This is a genomic window from Legionella jordanis (genome assembly GCF_900637635.1).
GTDB lineage: Bacteria > Pseudomonadota > Gammaproteobacteria > Legionellales > Legionellaceae > Tatlockia > Tatlockia jordanis.
Map to the genome: position 1 here is coordinate 1,218,636 of NZ_LR134383.1, position 20,119 is coordinate 1,238,754.

Below are 20,119 nucleotides of genomic sequence, written 5' to 3' on the forward strand. Positions count from 1 at the left end.
AGAGATAACGGCTCATTTAAATAGGGATCGATATGTTAGCTTTAGATTTTAGTTCTGAAATGATGGAATTGCGTTTAAAATCGCAAGCCCAAGCATCGTTGATTGACAAGCAAGCTGAGGAAATTTGTCATTTAATCTCTGAACTCTCAACCATAAAAAAAAGGTATGTAGAGTTATACAAGCTCAGTAATTGTGCTTTTTTTATGATTGACAGCAATTACATAATTCAAGATCTAAATTTTGCAGCAGCATCTTTGTTGGGACATGATCCGAGCGTGCTTATGGGGAGTTCCTTCCTAAATTTTGTGAGTGAACACAGCAGAATTATTTTTAAAAATAACATTGAAAATCTTGTATCCAAGAACTCCAATTGCAACGTAGAGTTGGAAATTATTTCAAAAGTTAAAGGACAGCAATTTGTTAAAATAGAAGGTTTCCTCATAAACGATAAACAGATTTCATTGGGGGCTATCGATATTACCTATCTGCGGCAATGTGAATCCAGGATTGGGGAATTGCAATATTCACTGGCAGTGACCAATCAGCTATTCCAAAACTGCGCAGATGCACTTGCATATTTAGATAGTAATTTAACCTTTAAAATTATGAATCAGTCTTTTATAGACATAGCTTCAAAAATTTTCACAACCAAAATTTCTCCCGGTGTTAATTTTAAGAATGTGTTATTGGATTTTCCCAATCTCTATTCTGAGACTATGCAATTATGCAGCGAGACGAATTGGAACCAAAAAAAATCTATTGTTATAGAAAATAAAACAGACAAGTTAAGTACTTATTATTGCTATGAACTATTGGTTTATTGCGTAAGCAATAGTTCCGCTGCAAAAGAGTTTATTGTTTGTATACGCGATTTAACCGAGAGCAAAATAGAGGAAATGAGGCGAATAAAGCAGCAGGCTGCCATTGAGCACGAATCCAAAGTGAATGCAATGGGGGAGTTACTTTCTTGCCTGGCTCATGAATTTAACCAACCTCTTTCAGTGATAAAAGCGTATAGCGATAGCTGTTTGCTGAGATTAAAAAAAATTCAAGCTTCGGAGTTGGCTTTTCCTTTGTCACAAATTTCACTTCAAGCCAATCACGCAGCTGAAATTATTCGGCGAATGAAAAATTTTTTATGCGAGGATAGTTTGTTCCTTGAGCAAACCGATTTTAATGCTCTGATTAAAAATACCATTTCTTTTCTGCAATATGGCTTACTTCAAAGCAAATGCGAGATTGCGTTTCAGTTTAGTGACGAATTGCCTCTCATTAAACTGGATCAGTTGAAAATTATGCAAGTCATCATTAATCTTGGGAAAAACAGCCTTGAAGCATTGCAACAATTATCCAATCCGTCTCAGCCCAAAATCACCATCGAAACGGTCTTGGAGGATTCCAGGATTGTCATGCATTTTAGAGACAATGGGCCTGGAATTCCCAAGGATCTTCAAGAAAAAATTTTTAAACCCTATTTCACCAGCAAAACTCAAGGTACGGGCCTGGGGCTTGCCATTTGCCAGACTCTTATTAAAGCGCATGGAGGGGAGTTAGAACTGAGGGATTGTCAACCTGGTGCGTGGTTTACGATGAAATTGCCCATCAAAGCTGAATAGAAGAGTAATAATTAACAAACAACTTAAATGGTTTAACCCGGGATTGAATCGTGGGGAGATGAATAAATATCCCGGGTTAAAGTCTTGCACACGTTAAATCTTAAATTTAATTATCGGTCATGAGAGGGCTTGCCTTTACCAGCTTGACCAGCAGTCCCTTGTCCTTGACCAGATTGTCCAGCTTGGCGTTGTCCTTGGCCGCCTTTATTTCCTGAACCTTGAGATCCTTGGCCGCTGCGAGAACCTTGATTTCCTTGATGTTGCCCACCTTGTGCGCCTTGACTACCTTGGTGTTGCCCACCTTGTGAGTTTTGGTTTTGACCCCAATTTTGGTTTTGACTGCCTTGGGCGCCACGATGTTGATTGTTTTGATGAGACTTATCCATTTTGTTCTCCTTTTATCCCTATTGGGTTGATTTTTAAATCTTCCAACAGCTTAAAAACTATAGTCAGAGTAATAGCAGAGATCCATTAAAGTTTCCCATGGCGATCCTGAGGTGATCCCTAGTGTTATGAGGGAATCCCTAGCGCGTTTATATCAATTGCATCAATCTTTTGAGTTTTACAATAAATCCCATTTAGCCCTTCATTGCTGGGCTCAAAATAAAATGTCCTATGGCTTACATTAGTTGGCAATTATTTTCCTGTATATGAGTCAAGGTTTTTCTCAGTATTTTGCTTTAGCAAAAAAATGTAGAGTTATTAATACGTTAGTAGAGGCAATCCTGTTTTAAAAGCATAAGGATTAAGAGCTTTATATGGAAATTCTAGACATAAAAGTACTCAAAGGGCCAAATTACTGGTCAATTGCAAGGAAGAATTTAATTGTTCTTAAATTAGATATTGATATCTATGAGCATTTGCCCAGCAATCAATTGGATGAATTCAATCAAAGACTTAAAAATCTACTCCCAAGCTTATATCACCATCATTGCTCACGAGGCATTGAAGGGGGGTTTTTTGCTCGTTTGGAAGAGGGTACCTGGTTAGGTCATGTGGTTGAGCACATTGCCCTTGAATTACAAAATCTTACTGGCTTGGATTGTGGATATGGAAGAACCTTTAGTAGCAGGGCCAAAGGCATATACCACGTCATTTTTTCATATCAAATCGAAGAAATTGGCGTTTGTGCTGCTAAGATAGCTGTAAAGATTGCCGACTGCCTCGCAAGAGGAGAAGACTACCACTCGCTTGAGCAAGATTTAAATAGTCTGCGCAAGGTATTTAATGAGCAAAGGAATGGGCCAAGCACAGAGGCTCTAATTCGCGAAGCAGAGCGAAGAGGCATTCCATTTTATCTTTTCGAAGGAAGCTCACTAATTACCTTTGGACAGGGCTGCCATCAAAAAAGAGTCTGGGCTAGTGTGACCTCTGAAACCAGTGCTGTTGCAGTGGACATCGTTTCCGATAAACAAATGACTAAAGACATTTTAGCCGCTCATTTTATTCCTACTCCTCAGGGAATAATTTTAAAAGACATCAATGAACTGGATAATACAATTGAGCGACTGCAATTTCCCATAGTGATTAAACCCTTAAAAGGAAATCATGGGCGAGCTGTAACAACCAACATCCGAAGCAAAGAAAAAGCGATTGCTGCCTTTCGTCTGGCTAAATCGGTTGCCAATGAAATTCTTGTTGAACAATTCATTGCCGGAGAAGATTATCGCTTCCTCGTTATAAATTATCGCGTGGTGGCCGTTGCGAAAAGAACACCTGCTATGGTGATTGGTGATGGTATTCACAGCATTCAAGAATTGGTGGAAGAAACCAATAAAGATCCGAAACGCGGCCAGGGCCATGAAGATTATTTGACTGCTATATCTATCGATGAAGCGACTCTTGCAATTTTAGAAGAAAAAAAGCTCACATTAGACTCTGTTCTACCTAAAGATAAAATCCTCTATCTCAAATACAGTGCTAATCTGAGTACCGGTGGTACTGCTACCGATGTTAGCAAGCATGTTCATCCGGCCAATATCGAATTGGCCGAGCGTGTTGCTGAAATTCTTCATCTGGATGTTTGTGGCATTGACGTAATCAGTCAAGATATAAAATTTCCTATTGGAGAACGCCATGGTGCCATTATCGAAGTGAATGCAGGGCCAGGATTAAGGATGCATATTTCACCAAGCTATGGCGAAAGTCAAAATGTGGCATCACCTTTTATGGATATGCTATACCCCCGTGGGATTCCGCACAGAATTCCCGTGATTGCAGTGGCAGGAACCAGTGGAAAAACCACCGTTGTGCGGCTTATTGCTCATTTGGCTAGCCAATTTGGTTATTACGTTGGTTTTAGCAACACCGAAGGTATTTATATTAATAAAAAATTAATTAAACAGGGAGACTATAGCGATTCGCAAAATGCCAAGGCGGTCTTAAGAGATCCTCTTGTAGATTTTGCAATACTTGAATGCTCCAGCGAGGGGATTTTTAATTATGGATTAGGCTTCGATCGCTGTGATGTTAGCATTATTACTAACATTTCAGAGACTCACAGGCATTTGGATGGGATTGATAGCGTTGAAGAACTTGCTAAATTAAAAGCTGTGGTGGCTGAAAGCACCGTATCCCAAGGTTATGCAATATTGAATGCTGAAGATGACCTTGTTTATGGCATTCGAAGCTCTCTAAACTGTAATGTGGCTTTATTTGCCAGCCGAGAAAATCCGCGGATTGTTGAGCATTGTGAAAACGGCGGCTTAGCAGCCTATGTTCAAAATGAAGAAATTGTTGTGCGCAGGGGACAGCATTGCCAAAATGTAGCGCCCATTAAAGAAATACCCATAACTTTTAATGGTACAGCGACTGCGATGATTAAGAATATTTTGCCGGCTGTTTTAACTGCTGTAATTAATAATTTCCCATTAATTAATATTGAACATGCCCTGTATGACTTTTATCCTTCCGTTGACAATATTCCAGGTCGAATGAATATCATTCATTTTGATGATTTCCAAGTCATGATTGATTACGCGCATAATGCTGCAGCTTATGTTGAACTTAAAGCATTTCTTAATGAATTCGAACCAAACAAGAAGAAAATTGGAATTCTTGCAGTACAGGCTGATAAAAGCGAGGAGGATATAACTAGTTTGTGCATTTTTGCTGAGGAAATGTTCGATGAGGTTATTATTTATCATTCGAATAAAAACCACAGTAGCATTGATCGACAATTAAATTCGCTTCGCAAAGAAGCGGCAAATTCAGCCACAACGATAAACATCATGCCAGATGGTCTAACAGCAGTTCGCCACGCCATGAAGAATGCTGAATCTAATTCCTTTATTTACTATTCTGCAGATGATGTGTTTGCGGCGATCACATTTTTAATGGATGAAAAAAAAATTAAAAGTGGGCAATTTGAAACGGAAGGCATTTGAGTTTCCATGGATAATAACGGCTCAATTGGCAAGTTTACTGAAGGATAAGTTGAAATATAGACATTGATTCACAAGGGAATAGCTGAATGATTACTTCCTTTATAGGCAGTTTGGATTTGTTATTTTTTGCCGAATCTGATTTGGAAACCATTCCTAACGACGATTCTGCCGATCAGTCTTTGATTATTGGAAGGAATGCCTTAAGACTATTAATGATGGGTTGGCATTCTAATTGGCAAGATATGGTTTCTTGCAGACTTCTAAAGGCAATTTTTTTTGAACGTGATCATCAGCTTGTCCAAGGAATGCGAAAAGCATTCCAGGAAGGTTTCTCGCATCTTTATCATCAGTTAAGTTCAAAAACCAATTACAGTGAGGAAGAGCTTGAACAAGCCCATTTATTTATAAGCAATTGCTTAAATTTACTACCCTTTAGTGATCTTACCCCCTATGAATCTTTTAATATTCCACAATGGACAAACGGTCAATGGCAATGCGTAGAATACCGGGTTGTCCCCATCGAATTGACTGCCACCAGCGGCTTTGAAAAATTATTTATTGAAGATACTGATAGGGTTTTTGCCTATGGCCTTGAACCAATCAATTCTGAATATGCTCAGTCTCACCTGATTTTTATGGGTACTACTTATCCGGCGGGCCAAGGTTTTATCAGTCAAGTGGATAGTGATTTAAGGGCATTCAATACAGTCGGTAATAGCCTGTATCAGAGTGGACGAAAACGCATCAGCAAATGGTTGGATAAACAAAATCAGGTTCATGTATGTGGCTTAAGTTTAGGAGCATCCTTGTCCTTACTGTTGGCATTGGATAAAGGGCATAAGCTGACACGCGTGGATGCTTTAAACCCAGCTGGTCTGTATGATTTTGCGATTAAAGGGCACATTGACCATTGGGATAAATTACCTCAAAAACCCACAGTAATTGTGCAGAAACAGGGTAAGGATCCGGTTTCCGCTTTCGGTGTCTGGAAGGAGGACTGGAGCATTTTACATGTTCAGCCTCCTGCGGAAAAACAAGGACCAAATCCCTTGGTGGATCATGCTCTCAATTATGCGGGTTTATCAGGAACACACTTCGATAGCCTGGATCCTGTTGCAGATAACAGGGAGCATCAAAAACGTAATTTCTGGCTTTATCGATTAGGTCGTGCAATTGTTTATTTAAGTTTTATTTTTCCTTTTCGTTATGGGATTCTACCTCTCTTTCGCTACGTTAACAGTCATAAAACGCATTTGCTCCTTACTGCCATTGTCTTGACTTTATTGATTACCATCCCCGGCTTTCTTCCCCTGATAAGCCTCGGAATAATGGGGTTAAGTTCAGGATTTATCAGTGCTCTGTTGTTTAGTATTCCCCTTGCTTTTTTACTTGATCGCTGTTTGTGGGGAGTGAGTGATGCTTTAAATGGCACAGTAAACCTCTATCTTTTAGACCGTTTACAATGGTTAAAGCAGCCTTCCGTATTCATTACAGGTTTGCTGTTGGGAATTGCCGCTATCGCCGGTATGGGGGCTGTTGTGATTTTCTTTGGGCCAGCGGTATTCCCCTCTGTTATTTTGCTTTCCCTTATGCTGCCCTTAGCCATTTCTGCGCTTCAAAAGATAATTAAAAATATCCACATTCTTAGGGGGGTAGAAAAAAATCAACCTGCGGCTTGCCATAATCCAGCATTACCCAGAAATGAAATGCAAGACCTGTATTGCAATAAACAAGAAGAAACATTCAGCTTGTCTGAAATAGTCAGTTATTATAAAGCAATGCGTGTTTTGGTGAAGAAGAAAAGCTTTCTGCCAAATGAAGATCAGCCAAGGGAGCAATTTAATGGAAAATCCAAACGGGAAATTCTTTTAAGTTTGACAGAAACTAATGGCAATAGCCCAGTTCAAGTTAGGGCGTCCAAAGCAAAAATTGCAGAGATGAAAACTTGCATAAAGCTTTTACAGAAATTTGGATTTATAGCATCACAGCAATCGATGCAGATTGAGACAAAAGAATTAATTAATGAGTTGAGCCAGGAATATGAAAATTATCGCCTGGGCAAAAGGCAAGCGTCTTTTCCTTGAAGCTTAGGCAAGTAATTTTCTAAATTGTTCAAGGTCTGTTACCACATCAAGGCAGTTTTCTGCTTGGCAAATATAAGCACAGCAATCTCCCTGACTGTACTTTGTGGCCAGGGCTTGCGGGAGATTTAAGCTGTGAGCCGCTATGGCGAAGCAGTGGTGTTCGGGTCTGGTCAGGGCTACTTCTTGCCAAAGTTTTATTTTGCTCTCCTCCCCTCTGATAATGATTAACTTGGGAGGGTTTAGATACTCTTTTAAGGCCAACAACAATGAGCCATGTTCAGCCGGATAGCGGCATAATGAGGGCCATGCGGTTTTGAGTGTTTTCTCAGCGGCTTCTATGTAACGGTTTTCGCCGAGCAAATAACCAAGAAGAAGGATCGCGCGGGATAAAATACCATTGCCTGAGGGAATGGCATCATCCATCATCGGTTTAGGGCGAAAGAGCAATTCCTCATGGTTTTCGGCAGTAAAAAAGAAGCCCCCAGCGTTTTTATCAGCAAATTGAGACAGTGCTGCTTCGGCTATTTCAATGGCAAATAGCAAATGCTCACTGTTCCAGGATACTTGAAGAGACGCGAGCAAACTGTCTAATAAGAACGCATAGTCATCGAGATAAGCTGATAAATAAGCTTCTCCATCTTTAAAACAAGCTTTTAACTGCTGGCCATTCCATAAATTACTTTGTATGAATGAAAGGGCTTTATGGGCAGCATCAAGGTATTTGTCCTCCTTAAGCTCTCTGGCGGCTAAAAGCATGCCTTTTATCATTAATGCATTCCAGGAAGTTAAAATCTTATCGTCTCGAAATGGGGGAATGCGCGTAGAACGGGCTTGAAATAGTTTGGTTCTTGCGGAACGAAGAAGATTGTGGGTTGATTGAATGGATATTGAGAGAGCCTTAGCAATCGACTGTGAACTTTGATTCAGATATAAATGCCAAAATCCTTCAAAATTTGGGGTTTTTGTTAAACCAAACATTAGAGAGGCGACCGCATATTCTTCAGGGGTGAGGAGGGATTGAATTTCTTTGCGATCCCAACGATAAAACTTTCCTTCTTCTCCCTCAGAATCTGCGTCTAGACTGGAATAAAAACCACCGTCCTCTGATTGCATTTCGCGTATGGCCCAATCGGCCGTATCGCGAATTATAGTTTTAAAAAAATTTGTAGGATACTCAGGGGCAGCGAGACTATAGAGCGTCAGCAATTGTCCATTGTCGTAAAGCATCTTTTCAAAATGGGGAATCATCCATTGATTATCTACCGAATAGCGATAAAAACCCGCGCCTAATTGGTCATACAAACCTCCTTTTGCCATTTTTTTTAAGCTGCTTAAAGCTAAAGGAGATTGATAGCTCAGAAGAAACTCCAATTTACTCGCCTGAGGAAATTTTGGAGCACTGCCAAAACCGCCATGCTTTGAGTCGAAATTTTGTGCTAACGTGTTCAGGGCGAGTTTCAGCGGAGTTTCGTTTAAAGAATCACTGGAGGACTTAGCTTCTTGTTGCAAAATTCGTTTCAATTCCAAACCTTGTTTTTTTAGATCATGAGGTTGGTTTTTATAAAGCATTGCAATGACATTCAGAACTTTTCTAAAGCCTGGTAATTGATAACGATCTTCGGGGGGGAAATAAGTACCGCTGAAGAAAGGGGTTAAATCCGAGGTTAAAAAAATAGTTAAAGGCCAGCCACCGCTTTGTTGACTTAAGTAATAATGGGCTGTTTGATAAATTTTATCGAGATCTGGCCGCTCTTCTTTATCTACCTTTATGTTAATGAAGAGTTGATTCATCAGTGCAGCGGTTTCTTCATTTTCAAAAGACTCATGTGCCATGACGTGACACCAGTGACATGCAGCATAACCAATGGAGAGTAAAATGGGTTTGTTTTCGAGTTTGGCTTTTTCCAAAGCCTCATCTCCCCATGGATACCATTCTACAGGGTTATAGGCATGCTGCAGCAAATAAGGGCTATGTTCATGAATGAGACGATTGGCTGTAGGCATAAAGCCTCATGGCTTTAATGAGTTCTATTGTTAATATAGCAAAGAGGGCTGCCAAAGCATCAGAATGGCTATCTAACGATAGCCATGCATGATTAACTGTTAAATCTATTGATTATCTTTGCTGCTCGCCTCCGAAGGACTGCTGCTTTTCTGAGGGGCGTTGCTCTTTGCTTCTGAGGAAACTAAATATTGTTTGGCAAAATCCGTACCTATGCATTCACCCATCTTATGACCCCAGGTGTTTGCATTTTCTGCATTGAGTGTACCCGGCAAATTTGAATAAAATTCGTTTTGGCATTTATCAAAACTGGCAGGAATTAAAGTAACGCACTTGGCATTGTCTATTCCCCGGTCTTGAAGTTTTTTCTTAATTGACTCGTCTTCAAAAAAGCCGTTGCAAATCATCGTTGGTGCAAGACTCTTAAGTTGGGAAAGCCACTGATCTTTCGGAATATCACCGGAAGAACTGCTTGAGCCGGGAGCATTGGATTGCGAATTGGGTACCAGATATTTAGTAGCAAAGTCTGTTCCTATGCATTCCCCAAGAGTATGTCCCCAGGTTGCTGCACTTTGAGCATTCATGTTGGCGGGTAAGCTCGAATAGTATTGCTTTTGACATTTGTCAAAGCTCGCCGGGATTAAAGACATGCATTTTTCATTATCGATTTTTAATTCGTCCATTCGCTTTTTGAGAGAAGGTTCTTCCAAAAAACCTTTGCATATAACTGTAGGGGCAACATCTTTTAATTTGGATAACCAATCGTCTTTTGTCATTTCCATGGTAGGAGAGCTTGCAAATAATGGAAGAGGTAATAGCATAACTCCCAGACCTAGCGATTTGCTTTTATTTGACATTTTTTTATTCCCTTAATCATGTACTTCTACAAGAATAGACAAAAAAAATGGATTTGACTAAGCATTAATTGAATATTTCAAAAAATAAATCATTTATTGAACAAAGACATAGGCATCGATTATACTAAATGCACCTAATTTGTGCATTGTGCTTCTGGTGAAATTTCGTCTATATTTGTATCGCTGCATTCTAAAAGATTTTATGAAGAAATTAACAAGAGAATTTTATAACCGAACTACCATCACTGTCGCACAAGAACTGTTGGGAAAATATTTAGTGCACGTCAAAAATGGTTGTGAACGTATCGGACGAATTGTTGAAGTAGAGGCTTATTTGGGTTCCCACGACTTGGCGGCTCACTCTTCGAAGGGAATCACCCCACGTACTAAAATAATGTTTGGTCCTCCTGGCTATGCCTATGTTTATCTCATCTACGGAATTCATCACTGCTTGAATGTGGTGACAGAAGGTGAGGGAAGTGGTTCTGCCGTTTTATTGCGGGCTATCGAACCTGTTTGCAATATTTCTCAGCGAACGCAGGGGCCTGGTTTACTTTGCAAAGCTTTGGAAATAAATAAGCAGCACAATGGCCATGATCTGCTGAGTGAAACGCTTTATATTGCTGAACAAGCGGGTGAGCCTGAATTCATTATCACCCAAAAAACAAGAATTGGCGTAGGCTACGCTAAGCAATGGGCTGATGAATTGCTACGCTTTTATATTAAAGACAATCCCTTTGTATCCAGGCGGTGATTTAAAAGCCAATTGAAACACCACAACCCGACGGCGTTAAACTACCCAACCATAATAAATACAATCCTTTTATTATTTAAATTGCGCAATTCGAATTACGGGGCACTTTAATTCTAAAATTAGACAATAATTTAAAAATAGAATATATTGTACGCATAGTGAGACAAAAACGACTGCCATGAAAACTGTAATTCAACCTTCTGCTTCTGTTTCTAACGAGGTAGCATGGAAAGCCCTCAAAAACTTGATTGAACGGTTTCATTTCAGCAAGGAAGAAGCGCTCACATTGATGGGTAATATGCCAGCTTCCTCCTATTACAAAGGGATTAGCAAACATGATGGAAATCTAACTCGCGATGAAAAAGAACGTATATCACTGTTGTTAGGCATTTATAAGGATTTACGCATTTTATTTGTGGACAGCAACCAAGCTATGTCCTGGATTGATAGAGAAAACAGCTTACCCCCTTTTAATGGTTTAACACCCAGAGCCTATTTAATGGAAGGTAGTCTATTGCGGCTGGCCGAAGTGCGCAGATTTCTTGATTTTTGGAGAGGATATTAATAGGGATGTTTTGCTATACAGAATTTAAGGGAAGATCACACCGCCTTATTCCTTCTCGCTATCCGCCAATAAGTTTATTTGATTGGGCCGAAACTTCAGAGGAGCTTGAACAGCTCGCCTATCTGGAAGGATTGACCAATGATCGTTTAATTACAGAATATGGCCATATTTCTTTAGTTGCCAAAGAAGATTGGATAGGTGGAGTAGGCTCCACACCTTTGATGGCCGCTTTTACTCATTTTGGTTTCTCAAGATTTAGTGATGGGACCTCCTATGGTGTTTACTATGCTGGGGAGTCCATTAGAACAGCTATCGCCGAAACAAAATTTCATCGCGAACGCTTTCTAACTGCCTCGCAGGAGCCGCCCTGTGTGATTCAGATGAGAGAGTACGTTGCTCTAGTGAAAAAGCCTTTGGTTAATCTATGCAGCAACGAACATAAAGATTATCTGGATCCCGACGTGAATTCTTATGAGAAAAGTCAGCAGCTGGGGCGTGAGATTAAACGTCAAAATGAGTGGGGTATTCTCTACCCCAGTGTTCGCAATAACGCACCTGAGGCTAAATGTTTAGCTATTTTTAGACCACCTGCTTTAACTTTACCCGTACAGGCTGGACATTATGATTACATTTGGGACGGAAAAACTATTTGTGAAGTGAGAAAATCCATCCAAATGAGGCATGAGTCAGCAGCCTCGCTACTATAATTAATTAAAGGAGCTATTGTTAAGGAGTTTATTATGGCAAAACTTTGCAATCAGCATGTGCATTCTTCCAAAACGGCAAAGCATGAAAATACTAAAGAAGAGGAAAAAGATAAACAATCCCAACATGAGGAAAGGCTGCTGGATAAAACGGTAGAGGGTACGTTTCCTGCAAGTGATGCGACAGCAAAATACTAGTTGCGTTGTAGAAACAATTCAGTGCTAAACTTAAAGAGGAATTATCATTTAACAGGAGCTTTTGTCAGGGTAGACACTTACAGTTGTCTATTTACCAGCTTTACTAACCAACTGGAGATATGACGATGAGAACTTTTTTCTTTGGTATTGTTTCTTTATTGCTTGCAGTATTTAGCGTTTCGTCCTTTGCGGATAAGGTTGTAATTACTGGGGAACCCGTAGTGCTTGAGCAAAAAGGAGATGTGTATTATTTACCCGAAAAATACACGACTACAACTTCAACCAGCTACCATTACGTAACAGTCGGGGGTACAAACCGTGTATGTTATGCTGAAGCCCAACCGAGTCTAGCTTCCTTAAATACCCAAGTGATTTCAGTGAATATGGGCGGGCAAACGGTTCAATGGACTTGTTATCCCTATGATGAAACTTATTTTTCTGTCTCTCCCTAAAAGCTTGGGCGGCTTGTCCGCCCATTTCCCCTCAATGCTTTTTAAGCTCATTTTTATTCTTTAGTGCTACCTTTCCTTACAAGAAAAAAGTATATTAAATTCTCTATTTTGCAGCATTTCACAGGGAGAATAAAATGCCTTTTACCGTCGCCACGCTTGAGGAATTAATTGAATTTGGAAAGTATTTGGCCATAAATTATAAGACAGAGCGTGCCCAAATGGACAGGAACCGATTTCTCGGTCTTTTTCGTTCGGATACGGACAATCCAGTTCGAAAAAGTGATATTAATTTCCTGATCAATATTACGAACCATATTGAAACGCATCAGTTGGACTACAATGTGTGGGCAAAAGCGTTTAAAGCCCCTATTGTTGTCACTCCAAAACTTATCAACGAATTCTTGAGGCGCGCTTTAGCTGGAGCGTTCTTATTCGGGTTTAAGGCAGTCGATAGTGAATATTTGTTTGAGGACTCAGTCAAGGACCGTTCCGCACTTGGAAAATTATTCTGTGAATTATTCGACATTGAAAAGATGAGTGATATTCCTGTCGATGATTTAAAAAAATGCTTAAATGATCTTCGTGTCTACGTTAATTTTACAAACAACAATTCAGGTACACCACTTAAATGGCACAAACATAAAAGCAACAAGGTTCTGCTCGAGGAAATCTCCGCTGCCATCTCCTACACCAACTCCTTAAAATCGACTCTGGCTCCTACACTATCCTGAATGTTGATCCTGGGGAGAGTATAGGCTCTTCCTTCCTCCATAAGTTCCTCGGCCGTATATACTAAATGTATAAGGCGTGTTATCGCGTGGATATAGGCGCCAGGTCCAAAAAGGAATATCATGTCAACACGTTTTATAGCTCATGAATTTACAGAATTTGCTCTGTCTCTTTACAAGCAGAACATCTCCCCTGATCTTTCCAAGTTCCTGACTAAATTATTAATTGATAAAATCGGTTTAATCTTGGGGGGCTCGCAATTCCCCTGGAGTCAAGCCACTTATCAAGCAATCACCCAATTTCCCGCAATTGGTAGAGCTAAAGTGGCCTATTTTGGGGACTTGCTTTCTCCTGAACAGACCGCATTTATCAATGCCAGCTTTGGCCATGCGCAAGATTTTGATGATACGCACGTTCTTGCCATTACTCATCCCGGGGCAGTCGTGATTCCAACCGCATTTGCAATAGCCAATCAGGTCGGTGCCAATATGAGCAAAGTGTTGGCTGCGATTGCCGCGGGTGTGGAAATTATGGTTCGGATTGCCTATGCAATTCCATCTTGCCATGCAAAGGGTTTCCATACCCCAACCGTTGCTGGTCCCTTTGCTGCGGCTATCACTGCGGGTTTATTGCTGGAATTAAATCAACAAGAGTGTGTTAATGCGTTTAGCATTGCGGGTAGTTTTTCCGGAGGTTTATGGGAGTATACTCAAACAGGGGGGACGGCGAAACGAATGCATTGCGCTATTGCGGCTAGTGCCGGCATCAAAGCCGCCTATCTTGCAGCCCAAGGTCTTAGCGGCCCATCCTCCATTTTTGAAGGGAAATTTGGCGTTTGCCATGTGTTTGATAATGGTACTCATATGCCCAGATTAACCAAACATCTTGGAGAGAAATACTTACTAACGGACACTTCTTTTAAGTACTACAATTGCCCATTCAGCATCCATGCGGCTTTGGAAGCGCTGCTTGATATTTGCAAATGTTATCAATTAAGGCCAGAAGACATTCAGAAAATTGAAGTGGGTACCAGTCGATTTGTACTCAATCACGTGGGAAAAATTCGGCATCCGAAAAACTTGATGGAGGCCCAATTTAGTATGGTATTTACTTTGGCCCTGGCTTTATTGCAAGGTCCGCCAAAAATGTTTACTTATAAGGAAGAAGTACTCCATAACCCGGATGTGCAACTTCTTGCAAGTAAAATCCATTTGTATGAAGATGTCATTGCTACCAAGGAACAGAGCAGAAATATGGGGAGCATCGTTAAAGTAATTAGCCACTCACAACAACGTCACGAAAAACGAGTTAAATACCCTAAGGGGACAAGCCAAAATCCACTTTCCATGGAAGAAATAGAACAAAAATTTGAGGACAGTACTTCGTTGATCCTCTCGAAAGGTGAAACAAAACAATTATTAGCGATCATTAAAAATCTGGATGCATTAAATAAAACAGAAGAAATTACGGATAAATGGGATTTGCATCGTGACTCTGCTCCTTTGATTCATATCCATGAAGCTCCAGCTCTAAATGAATCAGAAGCAGCGGCCATTTCTGCCGAAATCAAAAATGCAGATTAATCTCAGCTATAGGTTATTCATCCACATGTTTTGTCCGTCGATGCTCATTGATACCTTTTTTATCCAGTTTTTTAGGCTTGCGATTGTTTTCAGGATACATATTGCCCGGATTTGCTGAGTCGCCATGGCTGAGTTCCCGGTGTTTAAAGCCTGGTTTTCTGTCACTCATGTGGTTCTCCATCTTTGCATTTCTTAATAGTAATTGTAGCTCATGCTTTTCTTTCTCAGATTATGCAATTATATTCTTTGGCTTATCACTCGATGGAAGATGTCAGGGAAGAAGATGGATACAAAAACCGCAGGAACAAGTACTATCCAAGCCAATGATCAAGTGTCTTTCGTGCTGAAATGGATTCTTTTGCTTACGGCTGTAGGGTGCTTTGCCGTGCTTATCTGGGGAACGTTCAAGACCTACGAGTTAGCACCACCCCTTCCTAAACAATTCCTAGCTCCCACCGGCGAGATAATCATGACCGGGAATGATATCGTAGCCGGAAAAGCTGGATTCCAGCGAGCGGATCTAATGGATTATGGAAGCATATACGGTATGGGCTCTTATTTTGGTGAGGATTACACCGCAAAATACCTTGTTCGTTTGGGAGGGCTGGTTGAAAACGAACTGGCGCTTACCCGGTTTGGAAAAAATTTTGCAAGCCTATCAGAGGGCGATCAATATGTCACCCGCAAAACCATGCAAAATATCTTGCATACAATTAATTTGGAGCAGGATACTGCAGTATTACCTATGCCTGTTGCAAAAGCTGTCAGGCAATTGCAAATTGAGATTTCTAAAGAACTGTTGACACATGATTTGCAGCGGGGCTATGTGCAGGCGTATAGCCTGAATGAGCAAACTGCCTTGCAAACTGCAGATTTCCTAATTTATTCATCATTAACGACCATAGCGCATCGGCCGGGTAAAAATTTCTCCTACACCAATAACTGGCCCTATGAACCGACTGTAGGTAATGCACCTACCAATAGTACTTTTTATTGGACCTGGATTTCATTTTGCTTTGTTTTTTTGGGCTTTGGCGTGGTGTTATATATTTATCACCGCTATCTAAGCGACGTAAATATTGGCGTCATGGAGCCCATTTTCCTCGAATTCCGTCCGCTGACCCCGAGTCAAAAAAAAGTAGGGCAATATTTTGTTACAGCAGCTCTTGTTTTGTTGCTGCAAATTCTGGTGGGTTCAATAATGGCTCATTACTACGCGGAGCGTGGGGGCTTTTATGGCATTAACATCAATGCCTTTCTTCCTTTTAATTTTCTTCGGGATGTTCACACCCAAACTCCTATCGTTTGGATAGGCATTTCCTGGATTAGTGCCGCCATTTTTCTGGCGCCAATAATTAGTGGTCGTGAGGCTTCTGGGCAGGGGTATCTGGTTGATATCTTATTTTGGGTTACGCTTTTTATCGTCTTTGGAGCCCTTGTTGGAAACTATTTAGGGATAATGGGATATATTGATAGAAGCTGGTTTTGGTTAGGAAATCAGGGACTATCTTATATTCAATTAGGCAGACTTTGGCAAATTGGCTTTTGCATTGGCCTATTTCTTTGGAGCTTCATTGTTTTCAGGGGGATGTGGCCGACATGGGCTGGTTTAAAGAGAGCAACCATTGAATTTTGGACTGGGAAAATTCATTTAGAGCATTTGTTTTGGGCGAGCACCATCAATGTAGCTGTTCTCTACTGTTTTGGAATGATCCCACTCACCGGCATTGAGAAATCATTTACTATAACGGATTTTTGGCGTTGGTGGGTTGTTCACCTTTGGGTTGAGCAGTCTTTTGAGTTTTTTGCCACGTGCTCAACAGCTTATTTACTGATGGGAACAGGTTTGGTCACCAGAGGCTTGGCTGAACGTACTGTTCTTTTTGAATCCATCCTCATTTTTCTCGGAGGAGTTATTGGTACAGGTCATCACTGGTACTGGACGGGCGGCCCAGACATGTGGGTCCCACTTGGAACCATGTTTTCTTTTATTGAAGTGTTGCCGCTTGTGTTATTGATTATAGATGCCATTGAGCAGCGTCAATTGATTAAGAAACGAGGAGAATTCACCTATAACCTGGCTTATTTATATATTTTAGGCGCTGCTTTCTGGAATTTTGTGGGAGCAGGTGTATTTGGTGGCGGCACGCTCAATGCGCCACTCATTAATTATTATGAACATGGTACTTTTTTAAGTTTAAACCATGCCCACACAGCTTTGTTCGGTGCGTTTGGACTATTAGCGCTAGGATTGATTTATTTTTGCTTACGCTACGCTGCGGGCAATCAACTTACCTGGAATGACAGACCTGGAGTTTGGGCCTTTTGGCTTTACAATGCCGGGCTTCTTCTATGGATTTTCCTTAATTTTTTCCCGGTCGGCTGGGCGCAACTAATGGATGTATATGTACATGGCGTTGCTCATGCACGAAGTCTTGAATTTTATAATTCCACTTTATTATGGCAATGGTTAAGAGCTCCGGGGGATATCGTGTTTGCAATTGGGGCTCTAATCATGGCTTATGATTTTCTGATAAAAATAACACCGTTTTTCCCAAGAATTAGGCGACGGAAATTCATGGATGGTGCTGCGGTTGATTAGAGTCAAAAGGATTTATTTACGGGCATAGGCCACTATAGAAAATAAAACGAGTAGCATACCAAAGCTTTGGGTGAGCGTTAATCGTTCGCCCAAAATAGCCCAGGCAAACAAGACGGTTGCAACTGGCATGACTGTAGTGGACAAAGAAGCCATGGTGCTATCCACTTGTTGATAGCCAAAAAACCAAAACACATAAAACAAGCCCGAACTTAGTCCTAAAAGGAAAATGATAAGCCAGGCATCTATTCCTAAATCGGGAACATGTGGTGCCAATGACAGTGCAATCGGTAAAATTACAATGGCATTAATCCCATTCATTAAGGCTGAGATGAGGAATACAGGCAGTTTATTGGGATGTAGTTTACACAGCACATAATAAGCCGCTTCAGGAAGTAATGATACAACAATAAGAAAATCACCAAAGAATGAATGATATCCCTGGGAAGGGGTTAATTTGTCATAAGCAATGACCAATAATCCCAAGGTTGCCAGAATAATAGAAAAACTTTGCTTTCCCCCAACCCTTTCCCGAAGGAGTACCCAGGACAGGACAGCGATTATTGCTGGCAAGGTGCTGGTAATGATAGCTGCTTCATTAGCACCCGTATAATGCAGGCCCATGAGCATTAACACATTAAATAGGAAACCAGCTGACAAGGCTTGGGCTAAAATAAAAAACCAATCTCGGCTTGTAAGCGTTCGAAGAGGGTTAACTTTGGACGCTTTTTTGCCACGATGTAAATAATGCAGAATTAAAAGAAGAATTGCTGCCAACCCAAAGCGCATTTCCAAAAGGACAAATGCCGATATATTGGGTATTAACAGCTTTGATGCGACGATATTTATTCCCACCATCATTTGCGCAAGAATTAAGAAGACAATCCCTGATAGTGATTGTGAGTAAGGCGTATTGGACATAGGCTGCTTTCGCGAATTGATTTGAATCTTATTCTATCAGGGCAATTCGTTTTCTGTATTATCCTTAAGGCGCATATTGTTTGCTGTTTGCAGCATTTTGCGACAGTGAGAGGGCGACATAGCAAAGTGGTTATGGAAGCGTCGACTGAAAGCGGTAAGATTTGAATAACCCAGTGCGTGAGCAATTTGTTCAATTGTCATAGTGGTTTGAGAAAGGAGTAATTTCCCATATTCCAATTTTCTCATGCGCCAATATTCGCCAATTGCCAAACCAGTGGCTTCTCGAAAATGCCGCTGAAGTTGGCTTTTACTCAGATGACAATGCATCGTGAGCTTTGTGAGGTTGACAGGGGAGGTCAATTGCTTCTCAATATAGCTTTTGACAAACTCTACACAAGAATGCGTTTTAAAACTGCCTGCTGATAACATGGAGAGTAAAAGCTGGCAGATTAAAGTATTGTCAACCAACGCTTCATTTTGAAGGCAGGTACGTGCAAAAGCAACAAAGCTTTTTAAGGTGTCAGTGACAGGAGTAAAAACTTGTAGTTTGTTAATTTTGAACCATCGCTCCGGAATGTCTGCAACCACAAAGAGATTCTGTTCGCTTCCTGAAAAACAGTGCTTTTTTCCAGGAGCAATAAAAGCCAAATGATTCTGGTCGACCAGTCCCCCCTGTCCCTCAATTTCCAGTTCTAGTGTGCCGCGCACTGGTAAAACAACTTGGGCGTATTCATGGCTATGGCAAGAACTTTCGTTCTGATAACTGCGTAAAGATAAATGATTCATTTAAAAATATTTTATTTTAGATAAACAATTTTACCATAATGTGTTTTTATTGATGAGTTAAGGCCAACAGTAATGTGTTTGGAATAAAAGAGAGCCATCTCGGTAAAGACGGTAACTCATGTAGGCGGAAGGAGCAGCAGTAAAACCAAGTTGTTCATTTAAGGAATGGTTAAATTGAATCCAGGTTGAGGGACAACCCAAATATAATTTTTTTTGACGCAACAGGCTAAATTCAGTATGGGCGTGACCGAAGATAATGGCTTTCACTTGCTCAAAACGCTCAATGGTGCTGTTAAATTCCGCTGCATTTTCTAAAATGATTTGTTTAAACCAGGCTGCACCGAAAGAAACAGGCGGGTGGTGCATAAATATCAGTGCATTCTGATTAGGGTGTGCCATGAGAGCTTGTTCAAGGGCTTGCAAATCCTTACTGATAATACGTCCTGCGTGCTCAACTTGAGTTGGATGATTGGTATCACATAAGAGAATTAACCAGTTTTCAGTAGTCAATGAAAAAGAAGAGAAAATATTATGACCGAAAAGATGTTTCTCCATCATTTCCAGGGAGTCGTGATTTCCTGGGATAGTTAGTACCTTATGAGGAAGAGATTTGAAGATAGAAGCCAATTCCTCGTAAAAAGCAGGCTCAGGTGAATCCACAAGATCACCGGTCAAAATAATGGTTTTGTCGCCAGGAATGTTTTCTTCAAGATGCTTAAGTACTTGTTGAAGCCCCTCTGCAGGAAGTTTGTTAAGCCCTTTCAAGGGATTATCTCCGGAGTAATGAATATCCGATAATTGAACAAGGGTTGTCGGAGGGACGGTTATCATAATTCTGCTGCTCCAATTATAATTTTTAATTTAGAAGGGATAGGAAAGTCAT

At 40.7% G+C, this 20,119-nt stretch carries 18 protein-coding genes; 11 read left to right on the forward strand and 7 right to left on the reverse strand.

All coding sequences use genetic code 11. The features are described from left to right. Positions 1-32: 32 nt before the first annotated feature. Positions 33-1,616 carry a sensor histidine kinase gene (locus EL203_RS05525; RefSeq protein WP_058470124.1) on the forward strand — a complete coding sequence of 528 codons (1,584 nt, stop codon included), beginning with the start codon at positions 33-35 and terminating at the stop codon, positions 1,614-1,616. Between the two features lie 110 nt (positions 1,617-1,726). Here EL203_RS05525 and EL203_RS05530 read toward each other — a convergent pair whose 3' ends face one another. Further along, positions 1,727-2,002: a hypothetical protein gene (locus tag EL203_RS05530; RefSeq protein WP_058470123.1), complete on the reverse strand. Its 276-nt coding sequence runs from the start codon at positions 2,000-2,002 to the stop codon at positions 1,727-1,729. A gap of 372 nt (positions 2,003-2,374) precedes the next feature. On the opposite strand from EL203_RS05530, the gene cphA reads away from it, so the two are divergent. After that, positions 2,375-5,002 carry a cyanophycin synthetase gene (gene cphA, locus EL203_RS05535; protein WP_058470122.1) on the forward strand — a complete coding sequence of 876 codons (2,628 nt, stop codon included), beginning with the start codon at positions 2,375-2,377 and terminating at the stop codon, positions 5,000-5,002. A gap of 86 nt (positions 5,003-5,088) precedes the next feature. Beyond that, positions 5,089-7,086 carry a hypothetical protein gene (locus tag EL203_RS05540; RefSeq protein ID WP_058470121.1) on the forward strand — a complete coding sequence of 666 codons (1,998 nt, stop codon included), beginning with the start codon at positions 5,089-5,091 and terminating at the stop codon, positions 7,084-7,086. Between the two features lie 3 nt (positions 7,087-7,089). Here the strand turns inward: EL203_RS05540 and EL203_RS05545 are convergent, their stop codons facing one another. Together EL203_RS05545 and EL203_RS05550 are read right to left on the reverse strand one after the other, a co-directional pair. Next, positions 7,090-9,090, reverse strand: a complete 2,001-nt coding sequence (locus EL203_RS05545; RefSeq protein ID WP_058470120.1) for a thioredoxin domain-containing protein — start codon at positions 9,088-9,090, stop codon at positions 7,090-7,092. A gap of 105 nt (positions 9,091-9,195) precedes the next feature. Beyond that, complete coding sequence (locus tag EL203_RS05550; RefSeq protein ID WP_058470119.1) at positions 9,196-9,945, reverse strand: hypothetical protein; 750 nt, start codon at positions 9,943-9,945, stop codon at positions 9,196-9,198. A 202-nt stretch (positions 9,946-10,147) separates the two neighbouring features. Here EL203_RS05550 and EL203_RS05555 point away from each other — a divergent pair, with 202 nt between their 5' ends. The 7 genes from EL203_RS05555 to EL203_RS05580 all read left to right on the forward strand — a co-directional run bounded on the left by EL203_RS05555 (position 10,148) and on the right by EL203_RS05580 (position 14,930). Further along, positions 10,148-10,699 (forward strand): DNA-3-methyladenine glycosylase, encoded by a 552-nt coding sequence (locus tag EL203_RS05555; RefSeq protein ID WP_058472147.1) that lies wholly within the window; start codon positions 10,148-10,150, stop codon positions 10,697-10,699. 178 nt (positions 10,700-10,877) lie between these two features. Next, the gene (locus EL203_RS05560) at positions 10,878-11,264 is read left to right on the forward strand and encodes an antitoxin Xre-like helix-turn-helix domain-containing protein (protein ID WP_058470118.1); all 387 of its coding nucleotides are present in this window, start codon (positions 10,878-10,880) and stop codon (positions 11,262-11,264) included. 5 nt (positions 11,265-11,269) lie between these two features. Continuing rightward, positions 11,270-11,971 carry an RES family NAD+ phosphorylase gene (locus EL203_RS05565; RefSeq protein WP_058470117.1) on the forward strand — a complete coding sequence of 234 codons (702 nt, stop codon included), beginning with the start codon at positions 11,270-11,272 and terminating at the stop codon, positions 11,969-11,971. A gap of 33 nt (positions 11,972-12,004) precedes the next feature. Further along, positions 12,005-12,166, forward strand: coding sequence for a hypothetical protein (locus EL203_RS14335; RefSeq protein WP_156413812.1), 162 nt, complete (start codon positions 12,005-12,007; stop codon positions 12,164-12,166). Between the two features lie 125 nt (positions 12,167-12,291). Then, positions 12,292-12,618, forward strand: a complete 327-nt coding sequence (locus tag EL203_RS05570) for a hypothetical protein (RefSeq protein ID WP_058470116.1) — start codon at positions 12,292-12,294, stop codon at positions 12,616-12,618. 134 nt (positions 12,619-12,752) lie between these two features. Further along, entirely contained in the window at positions 12,753-13,349 is a 597-nt protein-coding gene (locus tag EL203_RS05575; protein ID WP_058470115.1) for a hypothetical protein, read from the forward strand. A 120-nt stretch (positions 13,350-13,469) separates the two neighbouring features. Further along, positions 13,470-14,930 carry an MmgE/PrpD family protein gene (locus EL203_RS05580; RefSeq protein WP_058470114.1) on the forward strand — a complete coding sequence of 487 codons (1,461 nt, stop codon included), beginning with the start codon at positions 13,470-13,472 and terminating at the stop codon, positions 14,928-14,930. A gap of 13 nt (positions 14,931-14,943) precedes the next feature. On the opposite strand, the gene EL203_RS14340 is transcribed toward EL203_RS05580, so the two are convergent. Next, on the reverse strand, positions 14,944-15,099 hold the full coding sequence (locus tag EL203_RS14340; protein WP_156413811.1) for a hypothetical protein: 156 nt from the start codon (positions 15,097-15,099) through the stop codon (positions 14,944-14,946). A 114-nt stretch (positions 15,100-15,213) separates the two neighbouring features. On the opposite strand from EL203_RS14340, the gene EL203_RS05585 reads away from it, so the two are divergent. Continuing rightward, positions 15,214-17,532 (forward strand): nitric-oxide reductase large subunit, encoded by a 2,319-nt coding sequence (locus tag EL203_RS05585; RefSeq protein ID WP_058470113.1) that lies wholly within the window; start codon positions 15,214-15,216, stop codon positions 17,530-17,532. A 12-nt stretch (positions 17,533-17,544) separates the two neighbouring features. Here the strand turns inward: EL203_RS05585 and EL203_RS05590 are convergent, their stop codons facing one another. Genes EL203_RS05590 through EL203_RS05600 form a run of 3 tightly spaced genes read right to left on the reverse strand, consistent with a single transcriptional unit; the run spans position 17,545 to position 20,067 of the window. Next, positions 17,545-18,450, reverse strand: a complete 906-nt coding sequence (locus EL203_RS05590; RefSeq protein WP_232004033.1) for a DMT family transporter — start codon at positions 18,448-18,450, stop codon at positions 17,545-17,547. A 36-nt stretch (positions 18,451-18,486) separates the two neighbouring features. Beyond that, positions 18,487-19,236 carry a helix-turn-helix domain-containing protein gene (locus EL203_RS05595; protein WP_058470111.1) on the reverse strand — a complete coding sequence of 250 codons (750 nt, stop codon included), beginning with the start codon at positions 19,234-19,236 and terminating at the stop codon, positions 18,487-18,489. A 57-nt stretch (positions 19,237-19,293) separates the two neighbouring features. Next, a complete protein-coding gene (locus EL203_RS05600; RefSeq protein WP_058470110.1) occupies positions 19,294-20,067 on the reverse strand; it encodes a metallophosphoesterase in 774 nt (257 codons plus the stop codon). Positions 20,068-20,119: the final 52 nt, after the last annotated feature.

What these genes read in the sequence shown, in the direction of transcription:
- EL203_RS05525 (WP_058470124.1), top strand. Translation starts at nt 33, where the DNA reads ATGTTAGCTTTAGATTTTAGTTCTGAAATGATGGAATTGCGTTTAAAA.
- EL203_RS05530 (WP_058470123.1), bottom strand. Translation starts at nt 2,002, where the DNA reads ATGGATAAGTCTCATCAAAACAATCAACATCGTGGCGCCCAAGGCAGT.
- cphA (WP_058470122.1), top strand. Translation starts at nt 2,375, where the DNA reads ATGGAAATTCTAGACATAAAAGTACTCAAAGGGCCAAATTACTGGTCA.
- EL203_RS05540 (WP_058470121.1), top strand. Translation starts at nt 5,089, where the DNA reads ATGATTACTTCCTTTATAGGCAGTTTGGATTTGTTATTTTTTGCCGAA.
- EL203_RS05545 (WP_058470120.1), bottom strand. Translation starts at nt 9,090, where the DNA reads ATGCCTACAGCCAATCGTCTCATTCATGAACATAGCCCTTATTTGCTG.
- EL203_RS05550 (WP_058470119.1), bottom strand. Translation starts at nt 9,945, where the DNA reads ATGTCAAATAAAAGCAAATCGCTAGGTCTGGGAGTTATGCTATTACCT.
- EL203_RS05555 (WP_058472147.1), top strand. Translation starts at nt 10,148, where the DNA reads ATGAAGAAATTAACAAGAGAATTTTATAACCGAACTACCATCACTGTC.
- EL203_RS05560 (WP_058470118.1), top strand. Translation starts at nt 10,878, where the DNA reads ATGAAAACTGTAATTCAACCTTCTGCTTCTGTTTCTAACGAGGTAGCA.
- EL203_RS05565 (WP_058470117.1), top strand. Translation starts at nt 11,270, where the DNA reads ATGTTTTGCTATACAGAATTTAAGGGAAGATCACACCGCCTTATTCCT.
- EL203_RS14335 (WP_156413812.1), top strand. Translation starts at nt 12,005, where the DNA reads ATGGCAAAACTTTGCAATCAGCATGTGCATTCTTCCAAAACGGCAAAG.
- EL203_RS05570 (WP_058470116.1), top strand. Translation starts at nt 12,292, where the DNA reads ATGAGAACTTTTTTCTTTGGTATTGTTTCTTTATTGCTTGCAGTATTT.
- EL203_RS05575 (WP_058470115.1), top strand. Translation starts at nt 12,753, where the DNA reads ATGCCTTTTACCGTCGCCACGCTTGAGGAATTAATTGAATTTGGAAAG.
- EL203_RS05580 (WP_058470114.1), top strand. Translation starts at nt 13,470, where the DNA reads ATGTCAACACGTTTTATAGCTCATGAATTTACAGAATTTGCTCTGTCT.
- EL203_RS14340 (WP_156413811.1), bottom strand. Translation starts at nt 15,099, where the DNA reads ATGAGTGACAGAAAACCAGGCTTTAAACACCGGGAACTCAGCCATGGC.
- EL203_RS05585 (WP_058470113.1), top strand. Translation starts at nt 15,214, where the DNA reads ATGGATACAAAAACCGCAGGAACAAGTACTATCCAAGCCAATGATCAA.
- EL203_RS05590 (WP_232004033.1), bottom strand. Translation starts at nt 18,450, where the DNA reads ATGTCCAATACGCCTTACTCACAATCACTATCAGGGATTGTCTTCTTA.
- EL203_RS05595 (WP_058470111.1), bottom strand. Translation starts at nt 19,236, where the DNA reads ATGAATCATTTATCTTTACGCAGTTATCAGAACGAAAGTTCTTGCCAT.
- EL203_RS05600 (WP_058470110.1), bottom strand. Translation starts at nt 20,067, where the DNA reads ATGATAACCGTCCCTCCGACAACCCTTGTTCAATTATCGGATATTCAT.